Here is a 19,641-nt window from a genome sequence, read left to right on the forward strand (position 1 = left end):
CCGCGGCGCTTGCCGCGAGGTTAGCTGCGGGACGGCTTGCGGGCGACGACGCGGATGCGACGGTACGGGGCCGTCCATACGCGTCGTTCTTCGTCGTACAGCCGGGGCGCCAGACGTTCGGCGATGTCGTTCTTCATATCGGCCGCGTCCGCCTCGGCGAAGGCCGCGAAGAACGGCGTCGCGAAGACGGCGAGCCAGGCGTGCAGCCCGTCCGGACCGTCGAGCGCGGTCGGCCGATCGTACAATTCGGCGTATTCGACGTCCCAGCCGCACGATTCGAGCACGGACGCGTATTCGCCGACCGTCGGGAAATACCACGGGTCGAGCGGGGCGGCGTCGACGCCTCGCTCCGCGAGCGCGCGCTTGATCGCCTCGGCGATTGCGCCGACATTGCCCTTGCCCCCGAATTCGGCGACGAGGCGTCCGCCGGGCTTCACCGCGTCGAACATACGCGCCGCCGCGCCTCGCGCGTCGGTCACCCAATGGAGCGCCGCGTTCGAGAACGCGGCGTCCGCTTGCTTCTCGAGGGCGAACGCCTCCGCCCGCGCGACCCGGAAGTCGATCCCGGGGTGCTTCGCCTTCGCGGTCTCGATCATGGCCGGCGACGCGTCGATGCCGACGACGGCCGCGCCGCACTCGGTGATCCTTCTCGCCAGATCGCCGGTGCCGCAGCCGACGTCGAGCACCGTCTCGCCGGCCTGCGGTTGCAGCAGCCGGATCAAGTCCGCTCCGTATTCCGAGACGAAACCTAACTTTCTGTCATACAGGGAAGCGTTCCAATCGGTCTTGTTCGTTCTTCGATCGCTCATTCGTTCATTCGCTCCTTCGCGTACCGTCGTACGGTAATGGTAAACGATGGAGTGATGATAGGTGAAATATATAAAACCTATGTTGGTTATAGGTATTATGAATATGAAGCGATGTTATGCACGGATCGGTTCGACGTTTCGGCAGCCCGCTCTCTTTCAGCTTGGCCGCGACGGCGTCACCATTCGTAACATGCAGCATGACAGGATTCCTCACTTGTGGTAAAGTTAGCGGATACGCGCGAAAATCGGCGAATGGGAAAGGATGAGCGACATGACGCAGTTTACGAACGTGACGGTGGAGAAGAAGGCGAACGTGTACTTCGACGGGAAGGTGACGAGCCGGACGGTGTTGTTCGCGGACGGCACGAAGAAGACGCTCGGAATCATGCTTCCGGGCGAATACGAATTTTCTACTTCCCAGAAGGAAGAGATGGATTTCTCGGCCGGCAAGCTCGAATATAAGCTGCAAGGACAAGAGTGGAAGTCGATCGACGGCGAAGGCGTATTCATCGTGCCGGCAAACGAGAGCTTCCAGCTGAAGGTACATACGGTAGCCGACTACTGCTGCTCCTATTTTAACGAATAATCGGGAAATCTTCCCGTACAAGTTCCCGCCTGCGCTTTCTTGGCTCGGGCGAACCGAAAAGCCTCCCACTGATTCCGCGCCAATGCCCGATTGTCGGCCTTGGTGCGGAAGGAGCGGGAGGTTTTTCCTTTTCATCCGGGGGTTCCGCGAGGAGGAAGGGGGCTCTCTTGGCGGCTCTTGTCCTCGATTTCCCTTCGCTCAGCTAATTCCGCAATTGGGGAGGAGTTCCCCAATTTTCGACCCGCGCCGCCGCGAAATTCGAGGAGCCCCGCCACAATTGAGCCCCCGCGCCGACCGCCGCGACATGCTACTTCGGTGAAGTGGGGTGGAGTTCTCAATAAACGAATTGCATCGTCCCGATGTTCGAGGATTGCGCTACAACGTTGGAGGCGAAGCGGCTGAGCGAAGGGAAGACGGGGAGAAGGACGGCGGGAAGAGAAGGGCCTGCCCGGGGAGCGGGGCGGCGTGGAGGCAGGGGCTCGGCCAGGGGCGGGCCTGACTCCGAAGTAGAAGGCGCCTAAACGCAGTACAAGAAAAGCCGCCCCGACGGCCCGCCGTAGCAGGCCGCGGAGCGGCGGCAAAAGACTTACGAAGGACGCGCGAGGACGATTTCCTTCCACTGCATGAATTTCTTGTACGCTTGCCCGGAGGACAAGGTGACTCGAGCGAGGTCGAGTCCTTCTTCGATCGTGCCGGCCGCGCCGGTCAGCCACAGTCGGACGCCGGCGTTCAGAATCGTCATGTCGGTGTACGGCAGCGCCGCGGCGCCCCGGAGTACGGCGAGGCAAGTCGCCGCTTGGCGCTCCGCGGTCCACTCCGTATCGTCGTCGGCTTCGCCCTGCAGCTGATACACCTCCGGGTCGACGATCATCAGCTCGGAGACGCCGCCCTGCACGAGGAACAGGCGGGAGCGCTTGTGCACCGGCAAGTCCTCGGAGCCTTCGCTGCCCTGTACGATGATGACGCGGCGGTAGCCGAGGCTCGAGACGAGCTGCGCCATCTTGTCGAACACGGTGCCGTGGAAGACGCCGAAGACGAGATAGGGCGCTTCGGAGTAGCGGACGAGCTTCTCCGCGCTGTTGAACACGGTGCGTAAGCCCAGCTGCGTCCGTATCTCGCGCACGCGCGCCAGCTTCGGACAGCCGAGCTCCGCCGGCACGAACAGGAAGCCGCTCGCGTCCGCCGCGCGGAGGAGTCGCTCGAGTCCTTCCGGCGTCTCGACGTCCACGCCCCATTGCGCGACGACGTCCGGCAGCGTCACGCCCCACTTGGGCGGCAGCGAGCGCGAGCCATGCAGCGTCGACGGGACGCCGCAGGCGGCGAGGACGAACGACGTCGGCAGCGTCGCATAAAACGACTTCGTCCGGCCGTCGTACGGACCCGCGCAATCGATGGCGCCGTCCATCGGATGCTTCAGGCTGCCGCGCCGCAGCGCCTCCGCGAACGCCGCGATTTCGTCGGTGCTTTCCATCTTGATCCGTTCGGCCACGAGGAAGGCGCCGATCTGGGCGTCGGTCGCTCCTCCTTCGAGAATCAGCTTCGCGGCGCCGGCCGCTTCGTCATACGTTAGATCTCTAGCGCCGCGTTTGCCTCTGCCGACTTCCTTTAAGTATTCGATCATCGCGAACGCCCCCTGGGATTTTGCTCTCGGAGTAAAGAATATACTTTCACGATCGAGACGGCAACATCGACCAGACGCCGCCGCTCGTTCATCGCTTGCTTGCGAAGGAATTCGTACGCCTCCGCCTCGGTAATGGACTTCACCTCGCTCAGAATCGACTTCGCCCGGTCGATCCACTTCCGGTCCTCGAGCTTGGCGATCAGCTGCTCGCGTTCCTGCTTCCACTGCGTCCGCGACAAGTAATGCTTGGAGGACAGCAGCAGCGTCCAATGCAGCTCCGCCGTCGTCATGCCCGGGTACAGGATGCCGTCCACGGAATCGGCCAAGACGCAGTTATGCACGACCGGTTCGTTGTCGCACCACCAAAGCAGCGGAGGACCGGTGGGGGCTTCCAATGCCCGCGTCCAAGCGAGCAGGTTCGGATACGACGTGCAAAACAAGATGGCGTCAACATTCTTGACACCGAGTTCGGGCGACGGCTCCGGAAGATTCGATTCCTGCGTGCGGAGCCCGGCGGCGTCGAGCAGCGCGGTCGGCGAGTCGAAGCGGGCGCCTTCCGCGTAGGCGGGCTCCTCGTCGTCGAAGCCGAACGGAAAGCCAAGAACAGGCGCGGGAGACGATTTCGCCGCGGGGCGGTCGCGTACGATAAGGAACGATTGCAGCATAAAATTCACTTCCTATCCGCAAATAAATGTATATGTGACATTATAAGTAACGCAAATATAACATAAAACGCCGAAAACTTCGACCAAAATTTTTGTTTGTGATAGTAGTTGACATGTAAGGTCGTCCGCTTCTATAATTAAGCCAAGTCACAAAGGTGTGGCGACGCAAACAATCGAATCCAAGGCGGGCACAACGATGTGCCGCCATAGGCAATGAGGCCGTAGATCGCTCCGGGGACGTTCCCCCGGATGCGGTGTGCGGCCTTTTTTCATCCAAAAAGAGAGAAACGACAAATCAAGGGAGTGGAGAAACGATGGAAGCGAAAGGGTTTATGAAAGCAGGGCATAAGCCGTCCTTGTTCAGCGCGTTCTTATACTTCGATGTGAGCTTTATGATTTGGGTATTGCTCGGACCGCTCGCCGTCATCATCGCTTCGGATTTCGAGATGGACGCCGCGCAGAAGGCGAATCTGGTCGCGCTGCCGGTGCTCGGCGGTTCCATCCTGCGGCTCGTGCTCGGCTGGATGACCGACTTCATCGGCCCGAAGCGGACGTCGCAGATCGGCATGATCCTGACAATGATTCCTCTCGTCTGGGGCTGGCTGTTCGCGTCGACGCTCGGCGAGCTGTACGTCGTGGCGCTGCTGCTCGGCGTCGCCGGCGCCAGCTTCGCGGCGGCGCTGCCGCTCGCGAGCCGCTGGTATCCGCCGCAATATCAAGGGCTCGCGATGGGCATCGCGGGCGCCGGCAACAGCGGCACCGTCTTCACGACGCTGTTCGCGAACCGGATCGCGCAGCATTACGGCGACTGGCACGTCGTGTTCGGCTTCGCGCTCATTCCGATCGCGATCGCGTTCCTTCTGTTCACGTTTCTTGCGAAGGACAGTCCGAACCAGCCGGCGCCGAAGAAGCTCGCCGATTACGCATCCGTCTTGAAGCTGAAAGACACCTGGGTGTTCTGCGTCTTGTACAGCGTTACGTTCGGCGGGTTCGTCGGGATGACGAGTTACTTGACCATTTTCTATAACACGCAATACGGACTCGACGCGGTTCGAGCGGCCGACTTCACGACGCTTCTCGTCATCGCCGGCAGCTTCTTCCGCCCCGTGGGCGGCTGGCTCGCCGACAAGCTCGGAGGCATCCGCATGCTGCTCGTCTTGTATGGCATCGTCGCGCTGATGATGGCCGGCATCTCGACGCTGCCGGCGATCGGGCTCACGACCGCGATGCTGTTCGTCGCGATGATGGCGCTCGGCATGGGCAACGGCTCGGTGTTCCAGCTCGTGCCGCAGCGCTTCGCCAAGGAGATCGGCGTCATTACGGGCATCGTCGGCGCCGCCGGCGGGCTGGGAGGATTCTTCCTGCCGAAGATTCTCGGCAACTTAAAGCTTGCGACCGGCTCCTTCGCGCCGGGCTTCCTGACGCTGAGCGCCATCGCCTTGACGTGCATCGTCGTCGTCGCCGTCGCGCAAGTTCGATGGAAGCGGACGTGGGTCGGCGAAGGCGGCCGGGCCGCGGCCGAAGCGTAATTTCATTCAACGAGAGGGGACGGGGACGTCATGGGAAAAGAGAAGCTGCTGCTCATCGGCAACGGGATGGCGGGCGTGAACGCGATCGAACATCTGAAGAAGCTCGCGCCGGACAAATACGACATCACCATCTTCGGCGCGGAGCCGTATCCGAACTATAACCGGATTATGCTGTCTTACGTCCTGGCGGGAGACACGAAGCAGGAAGACATCTATATCAACGACTACGACTGGTACGAAAAGAACGGCATCCGTCTATACACCGGACAGCGGGTAAGCTCGATCGATCCCGCCGCGAAGACAGTGACGAGCGAAGGGGCGGCGGGCCCGATGACGACGTCCTACGACAAGCTCGTGATCGCCACCGGCTCGAACGCTTTCGTCATCCCGATCCCGGGCTCGCAGCTGCCGGGCGTCATCGCGTACCGGACGATCCGGGATACGGAGCTGATGCGGGAAGCGGCGAAGAAATATAAGAAAGCCGTCGTCATCGGCGGCGGCCTGCTCGGCCTCGAAGCCGCGCGCGGCCTGCTGAATCTCGGCATGCAGGTCGAGGTCGTCCATATCGGCGACAGCTTGATGGAGCGCCAGCTCGACAAGACCGCTTCGAAGCTGCTGCAGGCGTCGCTCGAACAGCAAGGCATGAAGTTTTTGATGGAGAAGTCCTCCGCCGAAATTCTCGGCAAGGAGCGCGCGACGGGCCTGAAGTTCGCCGACGGCACGTGGACGGAAGCGGACCTGATCGTCATGGCGGTCGGCATCCGTCCGAACGTGTCGCTCGCGAAAGAAGCCGGGCTCGACGTCGTGCAAGGCATCACCGTCAACGACTGGCTCGAGACGAGCGCGCCGGACGTGTACGCGGTCGGCGAATGCGCGCAGCACCGCGGCGTCGCGTACGGCCTCGTCGCCCCGCTTTACGAGCAGGGCGCGGTGCTGGCGAAGCGGCTCGCCGGCGTCGACGGCGCCCCGTACGAAGGCTCCGTCGTCTACACGAAGCTGAAGGTGTCGGGCGTCGACGTGTTCTCCGGCGGCCAATTCATCGAAGACGCGGAGACGAAGGCGATCCGCGTGCACGACGACTGGTCCGGCATCTATAAGAAGGTGCTCGTGAAGGGCTCCAAGATCGTCGGCGCGGTGCTGTTCGGCGACACGTCCGAGAGCACGCGGCTCATGCAGCTCATCAAGTCCCAAGCGGATATTACGAAAATGGAAATCACCAAGCTGCTGCAAGAATCCGGCGCGGAAGGCGGAGGAGGCGGCGGCACGGAAGGCATGGTCGCCGCCATGGCGGACGACGCGGTCGTCTGCGGCTGCAACGGCGTCAGCAAGGGCACGATCTGCTCCGCGATTCGCAGTAGCGGCCTGACGACGGTCGAGGGCGTCAAGGATGCGACGACGGCGTCGCGCTCGTGCGGCGGCTGCAAGCCGCTCGTCGCGGCGCTGCTCAAGACGACGCTCGGCGACGAGTTCGACGCCGCGGCTTCGGCGAAGGCTTCGATCTGCGGCTGCACGACGCTGTCGCGGGAAGAGGTCGTGGCGGGCATCAAGGAGAAGGGGCTCACCCACGTTCGCGAGGTCATGCACGTGCTCGGCTGGAAGGAGCCGGAAGGCTGCTCCAAGTGTCGCCCGGCCGTGAACTATTACTTGTCGATGATCAACCCGTCGACGTACAAGGACGATCGCACGTCTCGATTCGTGAACGAACGGATGCACGCGAACATTCAGAAGGACGGCACGTATTCGGTCGTGCCCCGGATGTACGGCGGCGTGACGACGCCGTCCGAGCTGAAGAAGATCGCCGAGGTGGCGGAGAAGTATAACGTCCCGACCGTCAAGCTGACGGGCGGCCAACGCATCGACCTGCTCGGCGTGAAGAAGGAAGATCTGGTCCCGATGTGGACCGATCTCGATATGCCGTCCGGCTACGCGTACGGCAAGGCGCTCCGCACGGTGAAGACATGCGTCGGAGCGGACTTCTGCCGCTTCGGCACGGCGGATTCGATGGGCATGGGCATCGCGCTCGAGAAGAAGTTCGAGCGGCTGAACACGCCGGCGAAGGTGAAGATGGCCGTCTCCGGCTGCCCGCGCAACTGCGCGGAGTCCGGCATCAAGGACATGGGCATCGTGGCGATCGACGGCGGCTGGGAGCTGTACGCGGGCGGCAACGGCGGCGTGAAGGTGCGGGCCGGCGACCTGCTCGCGACGGTGAAGACGGAGCAAGACGTGATGGAGTACATCGCTGCGTACCTCCAGTACTACCGGGAGACGGGCAATTACGGCGAACGGACGTCCGAGTGGATCGTGCGGGTCGGCCTCGACCACGTTCGAAGCGTCGTCGAGGACGGAGACCGCCGGCGCGAGCTGTGCGAGCGGATGGACGAAGCGCTCGCCGCGACGCGAGACCCATGGAAGGAAGCGGTCGAGACGGCGGCGATTCGCAAGGATTTGTACGAAGTGATCGAGACGGCGAAGTAAGGGGAAGTCGTTTTCGGAAGAGATAGAGAGATTTCGGACTGGAGAGGGAGGCGCTGAGCATGGCGATGGGGAGCGTAAAGCAGGTCGCGGCGAGCCGCGTAAAGCTGGCGAGGTTGGACGAATTGCCGCTGGGCACGGGCAAGACGGTGAGGCTCGGCGCTTTGGAGCTGGCGGTGTTCCGCCTCGGGGACGACACGGTGCGGGCGGTCGAGAACCGGTGTCCGCACAAGAACGGCGTATTGGCGGAGGGCATGGTCAGCGGCCACTACGTGTTCTGCCCGATGCACGATCGGAAGATCGACTTGAACGACGGACTCGTGCAGAAGCCTGACGACGGCTGCGTCAAGACGTTCGGCACATGGATCGAAGACGGCGTCGTATGGGTGGACGTGGGATGACAGGCGCGGCGCTGAACTCCCACTGTCCGTTCTGCAGCATGCAGTGCGGCATCGAGCTCACGCTGACGGAGAAGGAACCCGGTTGGGCGGTGCGCCCGAGCGGGTCGTTCCCCGTATCGACGGGGCGCCTCTGTCAGAAGGGGTACCATTCCCCGCGCCATGCCGTACACCCCGATCGCATTACGATGCCGCTCGTGCGCCGCGTCGTCGGCTCTCGCAGCTTGGAAGCGACGCCGTGGCAGCCGGAGAGCTGGGACGCCGCGTACGCGGAAATCTCGGACCGCATCCTGTCCATCCAAGCGAAGCACGGCGCGGACGCCGTCTCCGTCTTCGGCGGCGGCTCTCTGACCAACGAGGTGTGCTACTTGCTCGGCAAATTCGCCCGGGTCGCGCTGAAGACCCGGTACATCGACTACAACGGACGGTACTGCATGTCGTCCGCCGCCGCGGCGCAGATGCGCGCGTTCGGGCTCGACCGGGGCCTCACGCTGCCGCTCGACGATATCGCCGGCACGAAATACATCATTCTGGCGGGAACGAACATCGCCGAGTGCCAGCCGACGATGATGCCGTATTTGCTTGCGGCGAAGAAAGCGGGCGCCACGATCGTGACGATCGATCCGCGCCAGACGATGACGTCCAAGATCGCGGACATTCACGTCAAGCTGCAGCCGGGGTTCGACTCCGTGTTCGTCAGCGGTCTATTGAACGCGATCATAAACGAAAAGCTGTACGACGAAGCGTACGTCGCCGAACGGACGAGCGGTCTGGAAGCGGTGGCCGAGGCGGTCCGCGAATTCACGCCGGAGTACGTGTCGCGGATTACGGGCATCTACGAGGAGAAAATCCGGGCGATCGCGCGCGGCTTCGCGAAGTCGGAGAGCGGCGTCGTGCTGACCGCCCGCGGACTGGAGCAGCAAGTGAACGGCGTCGAGCATACGCTCAATTACATTAACCTTGCGCTGCTCTGCGGCAAAGTCGGCCGGCCGAACAGCGGCTTCGGCGCCGTCACCGGGCAGGCGAACGGCCAAGGCGGCCGCGAGCACGGGCAGAAGGCCGATCAGCTGCCGGGGTACCGCTTGATCGAAGATCCGGAAGCGCGGCGGAAGGTGGCCGAGGTGTGGGGCGTCCATCCCGACACGCTGCCGGGCAAGGGCGTCTCCGCCTTCGAGCTGTTCGAGAAAATCGAGGCGGGCGACATCAAGGCGATGATCGTCCTCGGCTCGAACCCGATCGTCTCGAGCCCGAACGCCTTGCGCGTCGAAGCCGCGCTGAAGAAGCTCGAGCTGCTCGTCGTCGTCGACCTGTTCGAGACGGAGACGGCGAAGCACGCGGATTGGTTTCTGCCCGGCTCGTCGTTCCTCGAAGCCGAAGGGACGCTGACGAACGTGGAGGGCCGGGTGTTCCACCGCGCGAAGGCGCTCGATTTGCCGGGCAGCGCGAAGCTCGACATGCACATCTTGTGTGAGCTGGCCGAACGGCTCGGAGCGGGCCGGTACTTCAAGTTCAAGACGCCGAAGGACGTGTTCGAGGAGCTGCGCCGCGCGACGATCGGCGCGCCGGCCGATTATTCCGGCATCACGTACGACCGGCTGAAGCGGGAAGGCGGCGTCTTCTGGCCATGCCCGTCCGAGGACCATCCGGGCACGCCGCGGCTGTACGCCGACCGGTTCGCCCATGCGGACGGGAAGGCGAAGCTGCACGCGATCCGGCCGGGACTGCCCGCGGAGACGACGAGCCGCGAGTATCCGTACATCTTGACGACGGGCCGCGTCGGCAGCCAATACCTTAGCGGCGTACAGACGCGCCGGACGGAGCCGCTCGACGCGAAGGCGCCCGCGCCGGTCGCGGAGGTGCATGCGAGCGTCGCCGAGCGCATCGGCCTTCGGGCGGGCGACCGCATTCGGCTCACTACGAAGCGGGGCACGGCGGTGTTCCCGGTGCGCGTCTCGGACGACATTCACCCGACGACGATCTTCGTGCCGTTCCACTGGGGCGGCGAGCAGTCGATCAACCGGCTGACGAACGACGCGCTGCACCCGATCAGCCGCATGCCGGAGTTCAAAATTTGCGCCGTTCGACCGGAACGGGTAGGGGGAGCGACATGACGAACGAATCGCTGCGAATCGTAGGCGCCGACGAAGGAACGAGACGGGACGTGCGGCGGCGGATGCCCGCTTGGGCCGAAGGGACGGTCGCCCTCGTGCGAAGCCGGGAAGACTGGGCGCGGCTCGACCGGTTGGAAGGTCCCGCGGTCCTCCTCGTGTACGACCGGGGATACGCCGATGCGGAAGCGGGCGGCTGGCCGACGTTCCATATCGACGACTTGGCATCGGCCGTCGAGGCGTTGACGTCGTCCTTCGCCTGGAGGCACTGGACGCCGGACTTCTTCGAGGAAGAAGCGTGGTAAGCGCGGCGCGGGACGTTGCGTATTTTCCGAACGAGTGCTACAATGGCGAAAAACAAACCGATTGGTCTGAAAATGGAGGACGTACCGTGCGTAAAGGCGAGGCGACGAAAGAGCATATCATCGAGAAGGCGGCGCACGTGTTGAACCGCAGAGGATATTACGCCTCGTCCCTGTCCGAAATCATGGAGGCGTCCGGGCTGAAGAAGGGCGGCATCTATAACCACTTCGAGAGCAAGGAAGAGATTATCGCGGAGGCGTTCGCGTATAACGTCAAGGCGATGAGCGAGCGGTTCGACGAGGCGGGGGCCGGCATCGCGCACGCGATCGATCGCGTGCTCGCGATCGCCGCAGTCGCGCGGGAGCTGTATCGCGGCGAACCGATCCCCGGCGGCTGCGCCATCATGAACGCCGCCGTCGAAGCCGACGACGCCTACCCGTTCTTGAAGGCGCAGGCGCGGGCGTCCATGGAGCGGTTCGTGTCCAGGGTGCGCACGATCCTGGAGCAAGGCCAGCGGGACGGTCAGGTCGACCCGGAGGCCGACGCCGCGGAGGCGGCGCTGTTCGTCGTCTCCGCCATCGAAGGCGCGTTGATGATCAGCAAGCTGACGGACAGCGGCGAGGCGGTGGACGCGGCGCTCAAGCGGATCGCATCGTTTTTGAATCGGGAGCTTCGGCGCCCGTAATTTTTTTGCTTATTTACAGACCGATCGGTCTTAAAGTTGACGAGGGAGATGATTTGGAATGGTAACGAGACGAGTCGTCGTCACGGGCATGGGCGTCGTATCGCCGATCGGCAGCGACGTGACGGCTTTCGGGGAAGCCTTGGCCGAGGGACGTTCGGGCATAACGACGATCCATGCCTTCGATCCGACGGGGTACCCGACGCGGATGGCCGGCGAGGTGCGCGATTTTCGCCCGGAGGCGTATATGGGCGCGAAGGAGGCGCGCGTCTACGACCGGTTTCTTCAATTCGCGGTCGCGGCGGCGAAGCAGGCAGTCGCGGCATCCGGCCTCGACGTCGGGGCGGACGCGGATCGCGTCGGCGTCTACGTCGGGAGCGGCATCGGGGGCATTCATACGCTGCTCGACAACCACCGCCAGTTCGCGGAGCGGGGGCCGAAGCGCGTCAGCCCGTTCATGATTCCGATGATGATCGGCAACATGGCGGCGGGCCAGCTGTCGATCCTGACCGGCGCCCGCGGCCCGACGTTCGCGCCGGTGTCGGCGTGCGCGACCGGCAACCACGCGATCGGCGAGGCGTTCCACGCGATCCGCGCCGGCCGGGCCGACGCGATGATCGCCGGCGGCGCGGAGGCGCCGATCCATGAGCTCGCGTTCGCCGGGTTCTGCAACATGCACGCGATGTCCGGCCGCAACGACGACCCGACGCGCGCGAGCCGTCCGTTCGACGCGAACCGGGACGGCTTCGTCATGGGCGAAGGGGCGGGCATCCTCGTGCTCGAGGAGCTGGAGAGCGCCCGCGCCCGCGGCGCGGCCATCTTGGCGGAGGTGGCGGGGTACGGGGCGTCGTCGGACGCGTACCATATCACCGCGACCGACCCGGAAGGCCGCGGCGCGTATCTGGCGATGAAGGCCGCGCTCGAGGACGCCTCGCTGCGCCCGGAGGAGATCGACTATATTAACGCGCACGCGACCGGCACGCCGGTGGGGGACGCGTCGGAGACGAAGGCGATCCTTACCTTGTTCCCGCGGGAGGACGAGCGGCCGCCGGTCAGCTCGACGAAGTCGATGACGGGCCATCTGTTCGGCGCCGCGGGCGCCGTGGAAGCGGTCGCCTCCGTGCTGGCGATTCGCCGGGGGCTGCTGCCGCCGACGATCAACTACGAGACGCCCGATCCGGCCTGCGCGCTGGACGTCGTACCGAACGTCGCGCGGCCGGCGGCGGTGAACGCCGTCTTGAGCAACGGCTTCGGCTTCGGGGGGCATAACGCGATGTTGGCGTTTCGAAAATATTTTCAAGAATAAGCATTGACCCTCACGTTACGTTAGGCCTTATGCTGATTCTCGAAGGGGGGCAGGCGAAGGCCATGATGAAAGTAAAGGAAGTGTCGGAGCTGGCCGGTGTCAGCGTGCGCACGCTGCATCACTACGACGAGATCGGACTGTTGTCCCCGGAGCATACGACGGAGGCCGGTTACCGTCTATACTCCGATCGGGATCTCGAGACGCTTCAGCAAATCTTGTTCTTCAAGGAGCTTGACCTTCCCTTGAAACAAATCAAGGACATTCTCCGGGATCCGAGCTTCGATCGGCAGGAGGCTCTGGAGCTGCATCGGAAGATGCTGCTCGTGAAGCGAAGCCGCATCGACAAAGTGCTCGGCACCTTGGAGAAGACGATCCGGCAAGCGAAGGGAGAGTTCGAAATGACGAACGAAGAAAAATTCGAAGGCTTCGACTTCAGCGTCAACCCGTACGAGCAAGAGGCGCGGGAGCGGTGGGGCGACAAGGCGATCGACGAATCGAAGAAGAAGCTCGGGAGTTTGTCGCAGGACGAACGCAAGGCGATGGAAGACGGAATGAACGCGATCTACGCGAAGCTGGCGGCGCTCCGCCACGGCCCGGCCGACAGCGACGAGGCGCAAGCCGCGATCAAAGAGTGGTACGACTTCTTGAACGGCGGCAACTTCGGGGTCCATTACTCGCTCGAAGCGTTCAGAGGGCTCGGACAAATGTATGTCGACGACGAGCGGTTTACCCGCAACATCGACAAGTTCGGCGAAGGGCTCGCGAAGTTTCTGCGGGACGGCATGGCCGTCTATGCGGATCGCAACGCCTAATTCGCGATCGGAGGAAGAGAGGAGGTCGCCGGAGGGCGGCCTCCTCTTTTTGTCATGTGTTCCGTCGATGCCTGCTAATAGGGAACAGGAAAATTCCTTATTCTCGACGAACATGGCGGAAAGAGACGAATAGGGAACACGAAAGTTCCTTATTCGCGGGAGAAACGGTCCGAAACGGCGCTCTTGAGCGAAATAGAGAAATTTCATGTTCCCTATTCAGGCAAATTCGAGGGATGGCCCGCGAATAGGGAACAATGGTTTTCCCTATTTTCGCTCTATTCGACCATGCAGCTCCGGAGCAGAGCCTCCGTATACTTCATGTTTCGAGCGATCGGAGCGTTGCTGCCCGTCAATCGGCTAGCCATAATGGCGCCTTCCATCGAATCGACCAGGTACGAAGCGAGCTCGGCGGCGTCGACGGTAGGGCGCAGCTCCTTGTCGCGAATACCGCGCTCGAGGATCGACGCGACGAATCGGACCATGTCCGCATACGCTTCGGCGGCCTTCTGCCGCAGCTCGGGGAACGTGCCGTCGCTTTCCACCGCCGTGTTCAGCAGCGGGCAGCCGCCCGGAATCGGCGGGTCGTCGACCGCGTCCTGGTAGATCGCGGCCAGCTTCATCAGCTTCTCGAGCGTGCTCGTCCCCTCGCGTTCGGCTTGCACGAACGCCTCTTGCAGAATTCGGCCCGCTCGTTCGAAGGCGGCCAGCACGATCGCTTCCTTCGTGTCGAAACGGCGATAGATGGCTCCCTTCGGGAGTCCGGTCGCCGACATGATGTCCCCGATGGACGTTGCGGCGATGCCTCTCGTGTTAAACAAAAGCATGGCCCGATGAATAATGAGTTCTCTGGTATCGTCCGGCTTCTTCAAGCATTCCATCCTCCCGTCGGGCGACTGTATCCATAATATTGTCACGAATCGCGCGGAGTTGTCTATTTTCAATCGGTCGGCGGTGACCTATAATGTAAGCTATACCGGACCGGACGGTCCGGTCCTAACCATAGTATACATAAAATTTACGAAGGATGGTATGCCCTTATGAAAACTCGAACGGAACGGAAACCCGCCGCCGCCGTCGCCCTTGCGGTCGTCGCGTTTCTGTGGATCATGCACACGCTCACGAAAAACTTCGTGTCCGATCCCGAATTCGTCAAGCTGATCGCCGCGAGGGACGCCTTCGCCGCCGACCCGTCGGTGTGGCTGTTCATGCTCCGAGCGCATATCCTGCTCGCCGTCGTCTCGCTCGTCACGGGACCGATCGGCGCGATGCGGCGTTTCCGCCGAAAGTCGATCGCCTGGCATCGATGGAACGGCCGGGTGTATGTCGTCTCCGTCGCTCTGAATTTTATCCCTGGGCTGTACGTCGCCTGGTTCGCGCCGGGAGCGCCGACGATCGCGGGCTTTCTTGTCCTGAACGTGCTCTGGCTGGCGACCACCGGGCTAGGGTACGTCTATATTCGCCGCGGCGATATCGCGAAGCATTCGCAGTGGATTACGCGCAGCTTCTTTCTCACGTACGCCAACCTGACCATTCACGTGCTGCTGCCGATCGGCCAACACGCTGCGGGTCTTCCTTACGCGACTTCCTATGCGATCGCCGTCTGGGGAAGCATGGTCTTTAATTTGGCGCTGGCCGAGGTCGCACTCCGCAAGAAATGGCTGACGTAACGGAAGACGCTCCGCTCGCGGCGAAACTTTCCGGTCGGACGCGGCGTCTGTTACTTACGACAAGATACGGACGGAGAGGGAGAACCGGGAATGAAGAAGCTTTGGAAAAGGGTCGCGCTCTTAGCGGTGATCGCAGGCGTGGCGGGCGCCGGGGCGCTGGGCGCGGCGAACGCGCGGGTCGACGAGGCGACGAAGGCGTATAGGACGGAGCCGGAACAAGCGCCGGAGGCGGAGGCGATCGTCATTCTCGGCGCGCGCGTGTATTCGGAGACGCAGGTGTCGCCGATGCTGCACGATCGACTCGAGCAAGGGTTGGCGTTATACCGCGCCGGCAAGGCGCCGAAAATCATCGTCAGCGGCGATAACGGACAAGAGGAATACGACGAGGTGAACGCGATGAAGCGGTTCCTCGTCGATCGGGGCGTACCGGAGGAGGACATCTTCATGGATCATGCCGGGTTCAGCACGTACGAGAGCATGTATCGGGCGCGGGACGTGTTCGGCGTGAAGAAGGCGATCGTCGTGACGCAGAGCTACCATCTGAAGCGGGCCGTCTACGTCGGTCGGGCGCTCGGCGTCGACGCGTACGGCGTCGGCAGCGACCAACGCGAGCACTCCGGCGCCGAACGGCGCGAGGCGCGCGAAATCCTCGCGAGAGCGAAGGACTTCCTGCTTGTGCATACGACGCGCCCGGAACCGACGTACCTCGGGGAGACGTACGCGATTACGGGCGACGGCCGGCAAACGCACGACTAGGCAAGGCGCTTACCCGAGGATCGCGTGCAGGACGATATCGCCGACCATATGGGCGATAATAGCGTACTCAAGCCCCTTCTTCCAATATAACGCCCCGAAGAACATCCCGGCGATCGCATTGACGAGTATGATGCGGACGACGAGGACGGTCGTCACCTCGGCGAACATCGCCGGGGCGGCCGCCAGATGGCCGACGCCGAAGAGGGCGGCGGCGAGGACGATGCCGGCGACATAGATCCAAGCCGGCTTCTTCTCCTTCGTTCTTGCGAACAGCGCGCTCAACAGCCACACGACGAACGACATGACCCCGAACCGCATCCACAGCTCTTCGTTAATCCCGCCGTAGAACATCGTGAGTACGCCCGCCCAGAACGGAACGACGTCTTCTCCTGACGCGCTCGCGAGCGCCGCGGGCAAGTACGGCCGGAACAGCGCGTCGACGCCGACTGTGAGCGCGATGGCGACCGCGCCGACGCCGACGCTGAGCAGCAGCGCCTTGGCGGTGAACGGCGCGCGGGCGCCGCCGGCGAGCCAGCCGGTCAAGTGAGGCGCGCCGAGACCGACGCGGCGGCCGAGCGTCAAGCCGACGGCGATCGCAAGCAGGCTGTTGATCGTCGAGTTGATGACGGTCGTGACGTACAACAGCTCCTTCGTGAGGCCGGATTCCGGCGGGACGACGGTCGTGTAGCCGAGGTAAGGAAGGACGGCGAGGCTGCCGATCCAAGTCAAGGCGAGCAGAAATAAGATGAGCTTGCCGTTGGTGCGAAGGAACGTCTTCATAAAGAGGATCACTCCGATCTATTATTATCAGTATTCATATTATTATCATAAACGATAATAATAATCAACCAAAAACCCGGCTGCTTTCGTTCGCGGCCGGGTTCGAGGCGTTATTTTTCGTTTTTGATCTTATAGTCCGCGATGATCTTCTCGTTCACGAGGCCCTTGAGCGCGTTCCGGAGCTCGTCGGGGGAGACGTCTTGTTTCAGCCCCAGCCTCTCCTTCAACAAGGCGTATTCTTTGTCGTATTCGGCATCGGTTTTCTTCTTCAACGTCTCGCCTCCCGGCTTTCCGTCGTCGTCGTCTCCGCGGATGTCGCGGAGGTTGCGGATGTCGCGGCCGCCGCGCTGCTCGCGCTTTCCGCGGTCTTCTGGGACGCCGCCGGCGCCTTGCGCGGCTTCTGCGCTCTCGCGGCGACCTCCGACGCGAAATACGCTTCGAGCTCCGCCGCCTTGCGCGGGTCGTCCAAGTTCACCTTATCCTTCAAGAACTTCTCGACGAGCACGTCCCACGTCTGCGGTTGCTTCTGAATCGCCATCGTCCGCACCGCGTTCTTCACCATTCTGCGTTCCTTGGCGTTCGAGTATACGTCCTTATAATACTGGACGCGCTCGAAGTCCAGATGCTCGAAGACGGCGCGGAAGATGTCGCCGGTCATGCGCGCGTCGTCGAGCGCCCGATGCGCGGAGCCTTCGTTCGCGATGCCGAGTTCGGCGAGCGCCGCTTCCACGCTGACGTCGTTCGTGACGTTCTTGTACCGAATGTATCCCTTCAGCAGGTCGAAATACGGGATGGCCGTCCAATACGCGTCGTCGAGCTTATGCATGCGCGCGTCGAGCACGATGCGCTTCATGTCCTCGCCGCCCCAGGTGACGAAGATGAACGCCTCGCTGCGGGCGAGCCATTCCCGGAATCGCGCCGCCACGGCCGGGAAGCCGGGCGCCGCGTCGATCCCTTCCTGCGGGATGCCGGTCTTCTCCTTAATGAAGCTGTTCAGCTTCGAGAAATAGACCGGTTTAACCAACGACGTGAACTCGTCCTTATATCGCAAAGCTTCGTCGAGCCGGACCGCGCCGATTTCGATGACTTCCATCGGCAGGTCGCTCGCGAACTTCCGCCCGTTGAATTCGATGTCGAGGATGATGTAATCCATGCGGGTGCCTCCGATTCTCTTTGCCCTAATTCCTGCGTAACCCCTATATTGTAACAGAAAATCGACGGTTTTAGGGGATTAATGGTAGGGTTCGCAAAAAGGCGGAAAACCAACCGCGCCCGCTCGTTACTCCGCGACGAAACGCAGGACGGCGTATCCGTACGCCGGCACGGTCAGGCGCCCGGCGACGAGCGCGGCGCCGGAAGCGGCGAAGGCCGTCGCAAAGCGGCCGCCCTCGAGCTCCGGAAGCGGGAACGCCGCTTCCGCCTCGCCGCGGTTCAGCGCGACGACGAACCGCTCGTCCGCGTCGGCGCGCTCGTAGAGCACGCGCCCGTCGCCCGGTTCCGCGAGCAGGAACCGGATCGAGCCCGCGCGCAGCGCCGCGTGCGCGCGCCGCAGGCGAATCGCGTTCCGGTAGAACGCGAACAGCTCCCGATCCTGCGCCGCAGGATCCCAGACCATGCACCGTCGGCAGTCGGGATCGCCCTCGCCGACCATGCCGACCTCGTCGCCGTAGTAGATGCACGGCGCCCCGAGGAAGGTGAGCTGGAACAGCACGGCCAGCTTCAGCTTCCGCGCGTCCTCGCCGCAGATCGTCAGCAGGCGAGGGGTGTCGTGCGAGTCGAGCAGGTTGAACATCGCCTCGTTCACCTGCCGCGGATACGACGCGAGCTGCCGCTGGATCGCATCCGCGAAGCCGCGCGCGTCCAGCTTCTCCCGGGCGACGAAGTCGAGCACGGTGCCCGTGAACGGATAGTTCATCGTCGCGTCGAACTGGTCGCCTTGCAGCCACATCATCGCGTCGTGGAACATCTCGCCGAGAATGTAGCAGTCCGGCTTGGCGCGCTTGACGACGTCGCGGAACTTGCGCCAGAACGCGTGGTCGACCTCGTTGGCGACGTCGAGCCGCCAGCCGTCGATGCCGACCTCCTCGATCCAGTAGCGCGCTACGCCGAGCAAGTAGTCCTGCACCTCGGGGTTCGCCGTGTTCAGCTTCGGCATATGCGGCTCGAAGGCGAACGCATCGTACGTCGGCATGCCGTCGATCCGCTCCAGCGGGAACTGCCGTACATGGAACCAGTCGGCATATTTCGAGGCCGCCCCCTTCTCCTTCACGTCCAGGAACGGTCCGAACGTGCCTCCCGCGTGATTGAAGACGGCGTCGAGCATGACGCGGATACCGCGGTCATGGCAGGCGTCCACCAACCTTTTCAATAACGCGTTGTCGCCGAAATGCCGATCCACTCGAAGGTAATCCTCGGTGTCGTACTTATGGTTCGTTCGCGCTTGGAACAGCGGCGTGAAGTAGATCGCATTGACGCCGAGCTCCGACAAGTGATCCAGATGGTCGAGCACGCCTTGCAGATCGCCGCCGAAATAGTTGTACCATTCCGGCTTCCCGCCCCACGGCAGGACGTCATCGGGGTCGTTCGACGGATCCCCGTTCGCGAACCGCTCGGGGAAAATTTGATAAAACACCGCGTCCTTCACCCACGCCGGCGGGCGGAACAGCTCCGACGCGTGCAGGAACGGGAATTCGAACAGGCCGAAGTGCTCGTCGGGGGCCGCGGGGGAGATCCCCTTTTCCGAAAACCACCACGTCTCGCCGTCCGCGTCCGTCAGCGCGAACGCGTACGCGAGTCGCCGGTACTCCGGCAGCACGTCGATCTCCCAATAGTCGAACAGCTCGTCCGCATACGCGAGGCGCATCGGCGCCGACCGCATCGCCTCGAACGGCTGGAACTTGTCCCCGTACATCGTCTCGACGCTCGCCGCGTCGCCGCGCTTCGCGCGCAGCCGCAGCACGACCGTCTTTTCGTCGTACGCGAACGACCAATTCAGCTTCGGGCGATGGTATACCGCTTCTTTCAACATCCATACCGCCTCCTTATCGAGTCGGGCAACGCCAGACGCGCGAATCGCGCGTAAAACGCGAAAAACGCGACAAAGCACAACCGAAGCCGCATGAACGACGACGAGGTTGTACCTTCCCG

At 63.0% G+C, this 19,641-nt stretch carries 19 protein-coding genes; 11 read left to right on the forward strand and 8 right to left on the reverse strand.

The window, feature by feature from the left end:
- Window positions 1-20 precede the first annotated feature (20 nt).
- Window positions 21-809, reverse strand: coding sequence for a class I SAM-dependent methyltransferase (locus RIN49_RS20245; protein WP_309121965.1), 789 nt, complete (start codon window positions 807-809; stop codon window positions 21-23).
- A 271-nt stretch (window positions 810-1,080) separates the two neighbouring features.
- On the opposite strand from RIN49_RS20245, the gene ppnP reads away from it, so the two are divergent.
- Entirely contained in the window at window positions 1,081-1,395 is a 315-nt protein-coding gene (gene ppnP / locus RIN49_RS20250; RefSeq protein ID WP_309121966.1) for a pyrimidine/purine nucleoside phosphorylase, read from the forward strand.
- A gap of 586 nt (window positions 1,396-1,981) precedes the next feature.
- On the opposite strand, the gene RIN49_RS20255 is transcribed toward ppnP, so the two are convergent.
- Window positions 1,982-3,016, reverse strand: coding sequence for an anthranilate phosphoribosyltransferase (locus RIN49_RS20255; RefSeq protein WP_309121967.1), 1,035 nt, complete (start codon window positions 3,014-3,016; stop codon window positions 1,982-1,984).
- A complete protein-coding gene (locus tag RIN49_RS20260; protein WP_309121968.1) occupies window positions 3,013-3,681 on the reverse strand; it encodes an ANTAR domain-containing response regulator in 669 nt (222 codons plus the stop codon). The genes RIN49_RS20255 and RIN49_RS20260 overlap by 4 nt, the downstream gene beginning before the upstream one ends.
- A 314-nt stretch (window positions 3,682-3,995) precedes the next feature.
- Here RIN49_RS20260 and RIN49_RS20265 point away from each other — a divergent pair, with 314 nt between their 5' ends.
- The 8 genes from RIN49_RS20265 (at window position 3,996) to RIN49_RS20300 (ending at window position 13,291) form a co-directional block, all read left to right on the forward strand.
- Entirely contained in the window at window positions 3,996-5,210 is a 1,215-nt protein-coding gene (locus RIN49_RS20265; RefSeq protein ID WP_309121969.1) for an MFS transporter, read from the forward strand.
- 30 nt (window positions 5,211-5,240) lie between these two features.
- Entirely contained in the window at window positions 5,241-7,685 is a 2,445-nt protein-coding gene (gene nirB / locus RIN49_RS20270; protein WP_309121970.1) for a nitrite reductase large subunit NirB, read from the forward strand.
- A 65-nt stretch (window positions 7,686-7,750) separates the two neighbouring features.
- The gene (gene nirD / locus RIN49_RS20275) at window positions 7,751-8,083 is read left to right on the forward strand and encodes a nitrite reductase small subunit NirD (RefSeq protein WP_309122000.1); all 333 of its coding nucleotides are present in this window, start codon (window positions 7,751-7,753) and stop codon (window positions 8,081-8,083) included.
- The gene (locus tag RIN49_RS20280; protein ID WP_309121971.1) at window positions 8,080-10,191 is read left to right on the forward strand and encodes a molybdopterin oxidoreductase family protein; all 2,112 of its coding nucleotides are present in this window, start codon (window positions 8,080-8,082) and stop codon (window positions 10,189-10,191) included. Before nirD ends, RIN49_RS20280 begins: the two co-directional genes overlap by 4 nt.
- Window positions 10,188-10,493: a hypothetical protein gene (locus RIN49_RS20285; RefSeq protein WP_309121972.1), complete on the forward strand. Its 306-nt coding sequence runs from the start codon at window positions 10,188-10,190 to the stop codon at window positions 10,491-10,493. Before RIN49_RS20280 ends, RIN49_RS20285 begins: the two co-directional genes overlap by 4 nt.
- Window positions 10,494-10,579: 86 nt before the next feature.
- A complete protein-coding gene (locus RIN49_RS20290; RefSeq protein WP_309121973.1) occupies window positions 10,580-11,176 on the forward strand; it encodes a TetR/AcrR family transcriptional regulator in 597 nt (198 codons plus the stop codon).
- Window positions 11,177-11,234: 58 nt separating this feature from the next.
- Window positions 11,235-12,479 carry a beta-ketoacyl-ACP synthase II gene (fabF, locus tag RIN49_RS20295; protein ID WP_309121974.1) on the forward strand — a complete coding sequence of 415 codons (1,245 nt, stop codon included), beginning with the start codon at window positions 11,235-11,237 and terminating at the stop codon, window positions 12,477-12,479.
- A 29-nt stretch (window positions 12,480-12,508) separates the two neighbouring features.
- On the forward strand, window positions 12,509-13,291 hold the full coding sequence (locus tag RIN49_RS20300) for a MerR family transcriptional regulator (RefSeq protein WP_375295268.1): 783 nt from the start codon (window positions 12,509-12,511) through the stop codon (window positions 13,289-13,291).
- 275 nt (window positions 13,292-13,566) lie between these two features.
- On the opposite strand, the gene RIN49_RS20305 is transcribed toward RIN49_RS20300, so the two are convergent.
- Window positions 13,567-14,160, reverse strand: a complete 594-nt coding sequence (locus tag RIN49_RS20305; protein WP_309121975.1) for a TetR/AcrR family transcriptional regulator — start codon at window positions 14,158-14,160, stop codon at window positions 13,567-13,569.
- Window positions 14,161-14,328: 168 nt separating this feature from the next.
- Between RIN49_RS20305 and RIN49_RS20310 the strand changes: the two genes are divergently transcribed.
- Together RIN49_RS20310 and RIN49_RS20315 are read left to right on the forward strand one after the other, a co-directional pair.
- Window positions 14,329-14,958 carry a DUF2306 domain-containing protein gene (locus tag RIN49_RS20310; RefSeq protein WP_309121976.1) on the forward strand — a complete coding sequence of 210 codons (630 nt, stop codon included), beginning with the start codon at window positions 14,329-14,331 and terminating at the stop codon, window positions 14,956-14,958.
- Between the two features lie 90 nt (window positions 14,959-15,048).
- Window positions 15,049-15,714: a SanA/YdcF family protein gene (locus RIN49_RS20315; RefSeq protein ID WP_309121977.1), complete on the forward strand. Its 666-nt coding sequence runs from the start codon at window positions 15,049-15,051 to the stop codon at window positions 15,712-15,714.
- A 9-nt stretch (window positions 15,715-15,723) separates the two neighbouring features.
- Here the strand turns inward: RIN49_RS20315 and RIN49_RS20320 are convergent, their stop codons facing one another.
- The 4 genes from RIN49_RS20320 to RIN49_RS20335 form a co-directional block, all read right to left on the reverse strand.
- Complete coding sequence (locus RIN49_RS20320; RefSeq protein WP_309121978.1) at window positions 15,724-16,494, reverse strand: CPBP family intramembrane glutamic endopeptidase; 771 nt, start codon at window positions 16,492-16,494, stop codon at window positions 15,724-15,726.
- 110 nt (window positions 16,495-16,604) lie between these two features.
- A complete protein-coding gene (locus RIN49_RS20325) occupies window positions 16,605-16,766 on the reverse strand; it encodes a hypothetical protein (RefSeq protein WP_309121979.1) in 162 nt (53 codons plus the stop codon).
- A complete protein-coding gene (locus RIN49_RS20330) occupies window positions 16,763-17,647 on the reverse strand; it encodes a 3'-5' exonuclease (protein ID WP_309121980.1) in 885 nt (294 codons plus the stop codon). Before RIN49_RS20330 ends, RIN49_RS20325 begins: the two co-directional genes overlap by 4 nt.
- Before the next feature lie 126 nt (window positions 17,648-17,773).
- Window positions 17,774-19,522, reverse strand: a complete 1,749-nt coding sequence (locus RIN49_RS20335; protein WP_309121981.1) for an alpha-glycosidase — start codon at window positions 19,520-19,522, stop codon at window positions 17,774-17,776.
- Between the last annotated feature and the right edge of the window lie 119 nt (window positions 19,523-19,641).

This window comes from Paenibacillus sp., from assembly GCF_031177825.1.
GTDB lineage: Bacteria > Bacillota > Bacilli > Paenibacillales > YIM-B00363 > Paenibacillus_AE.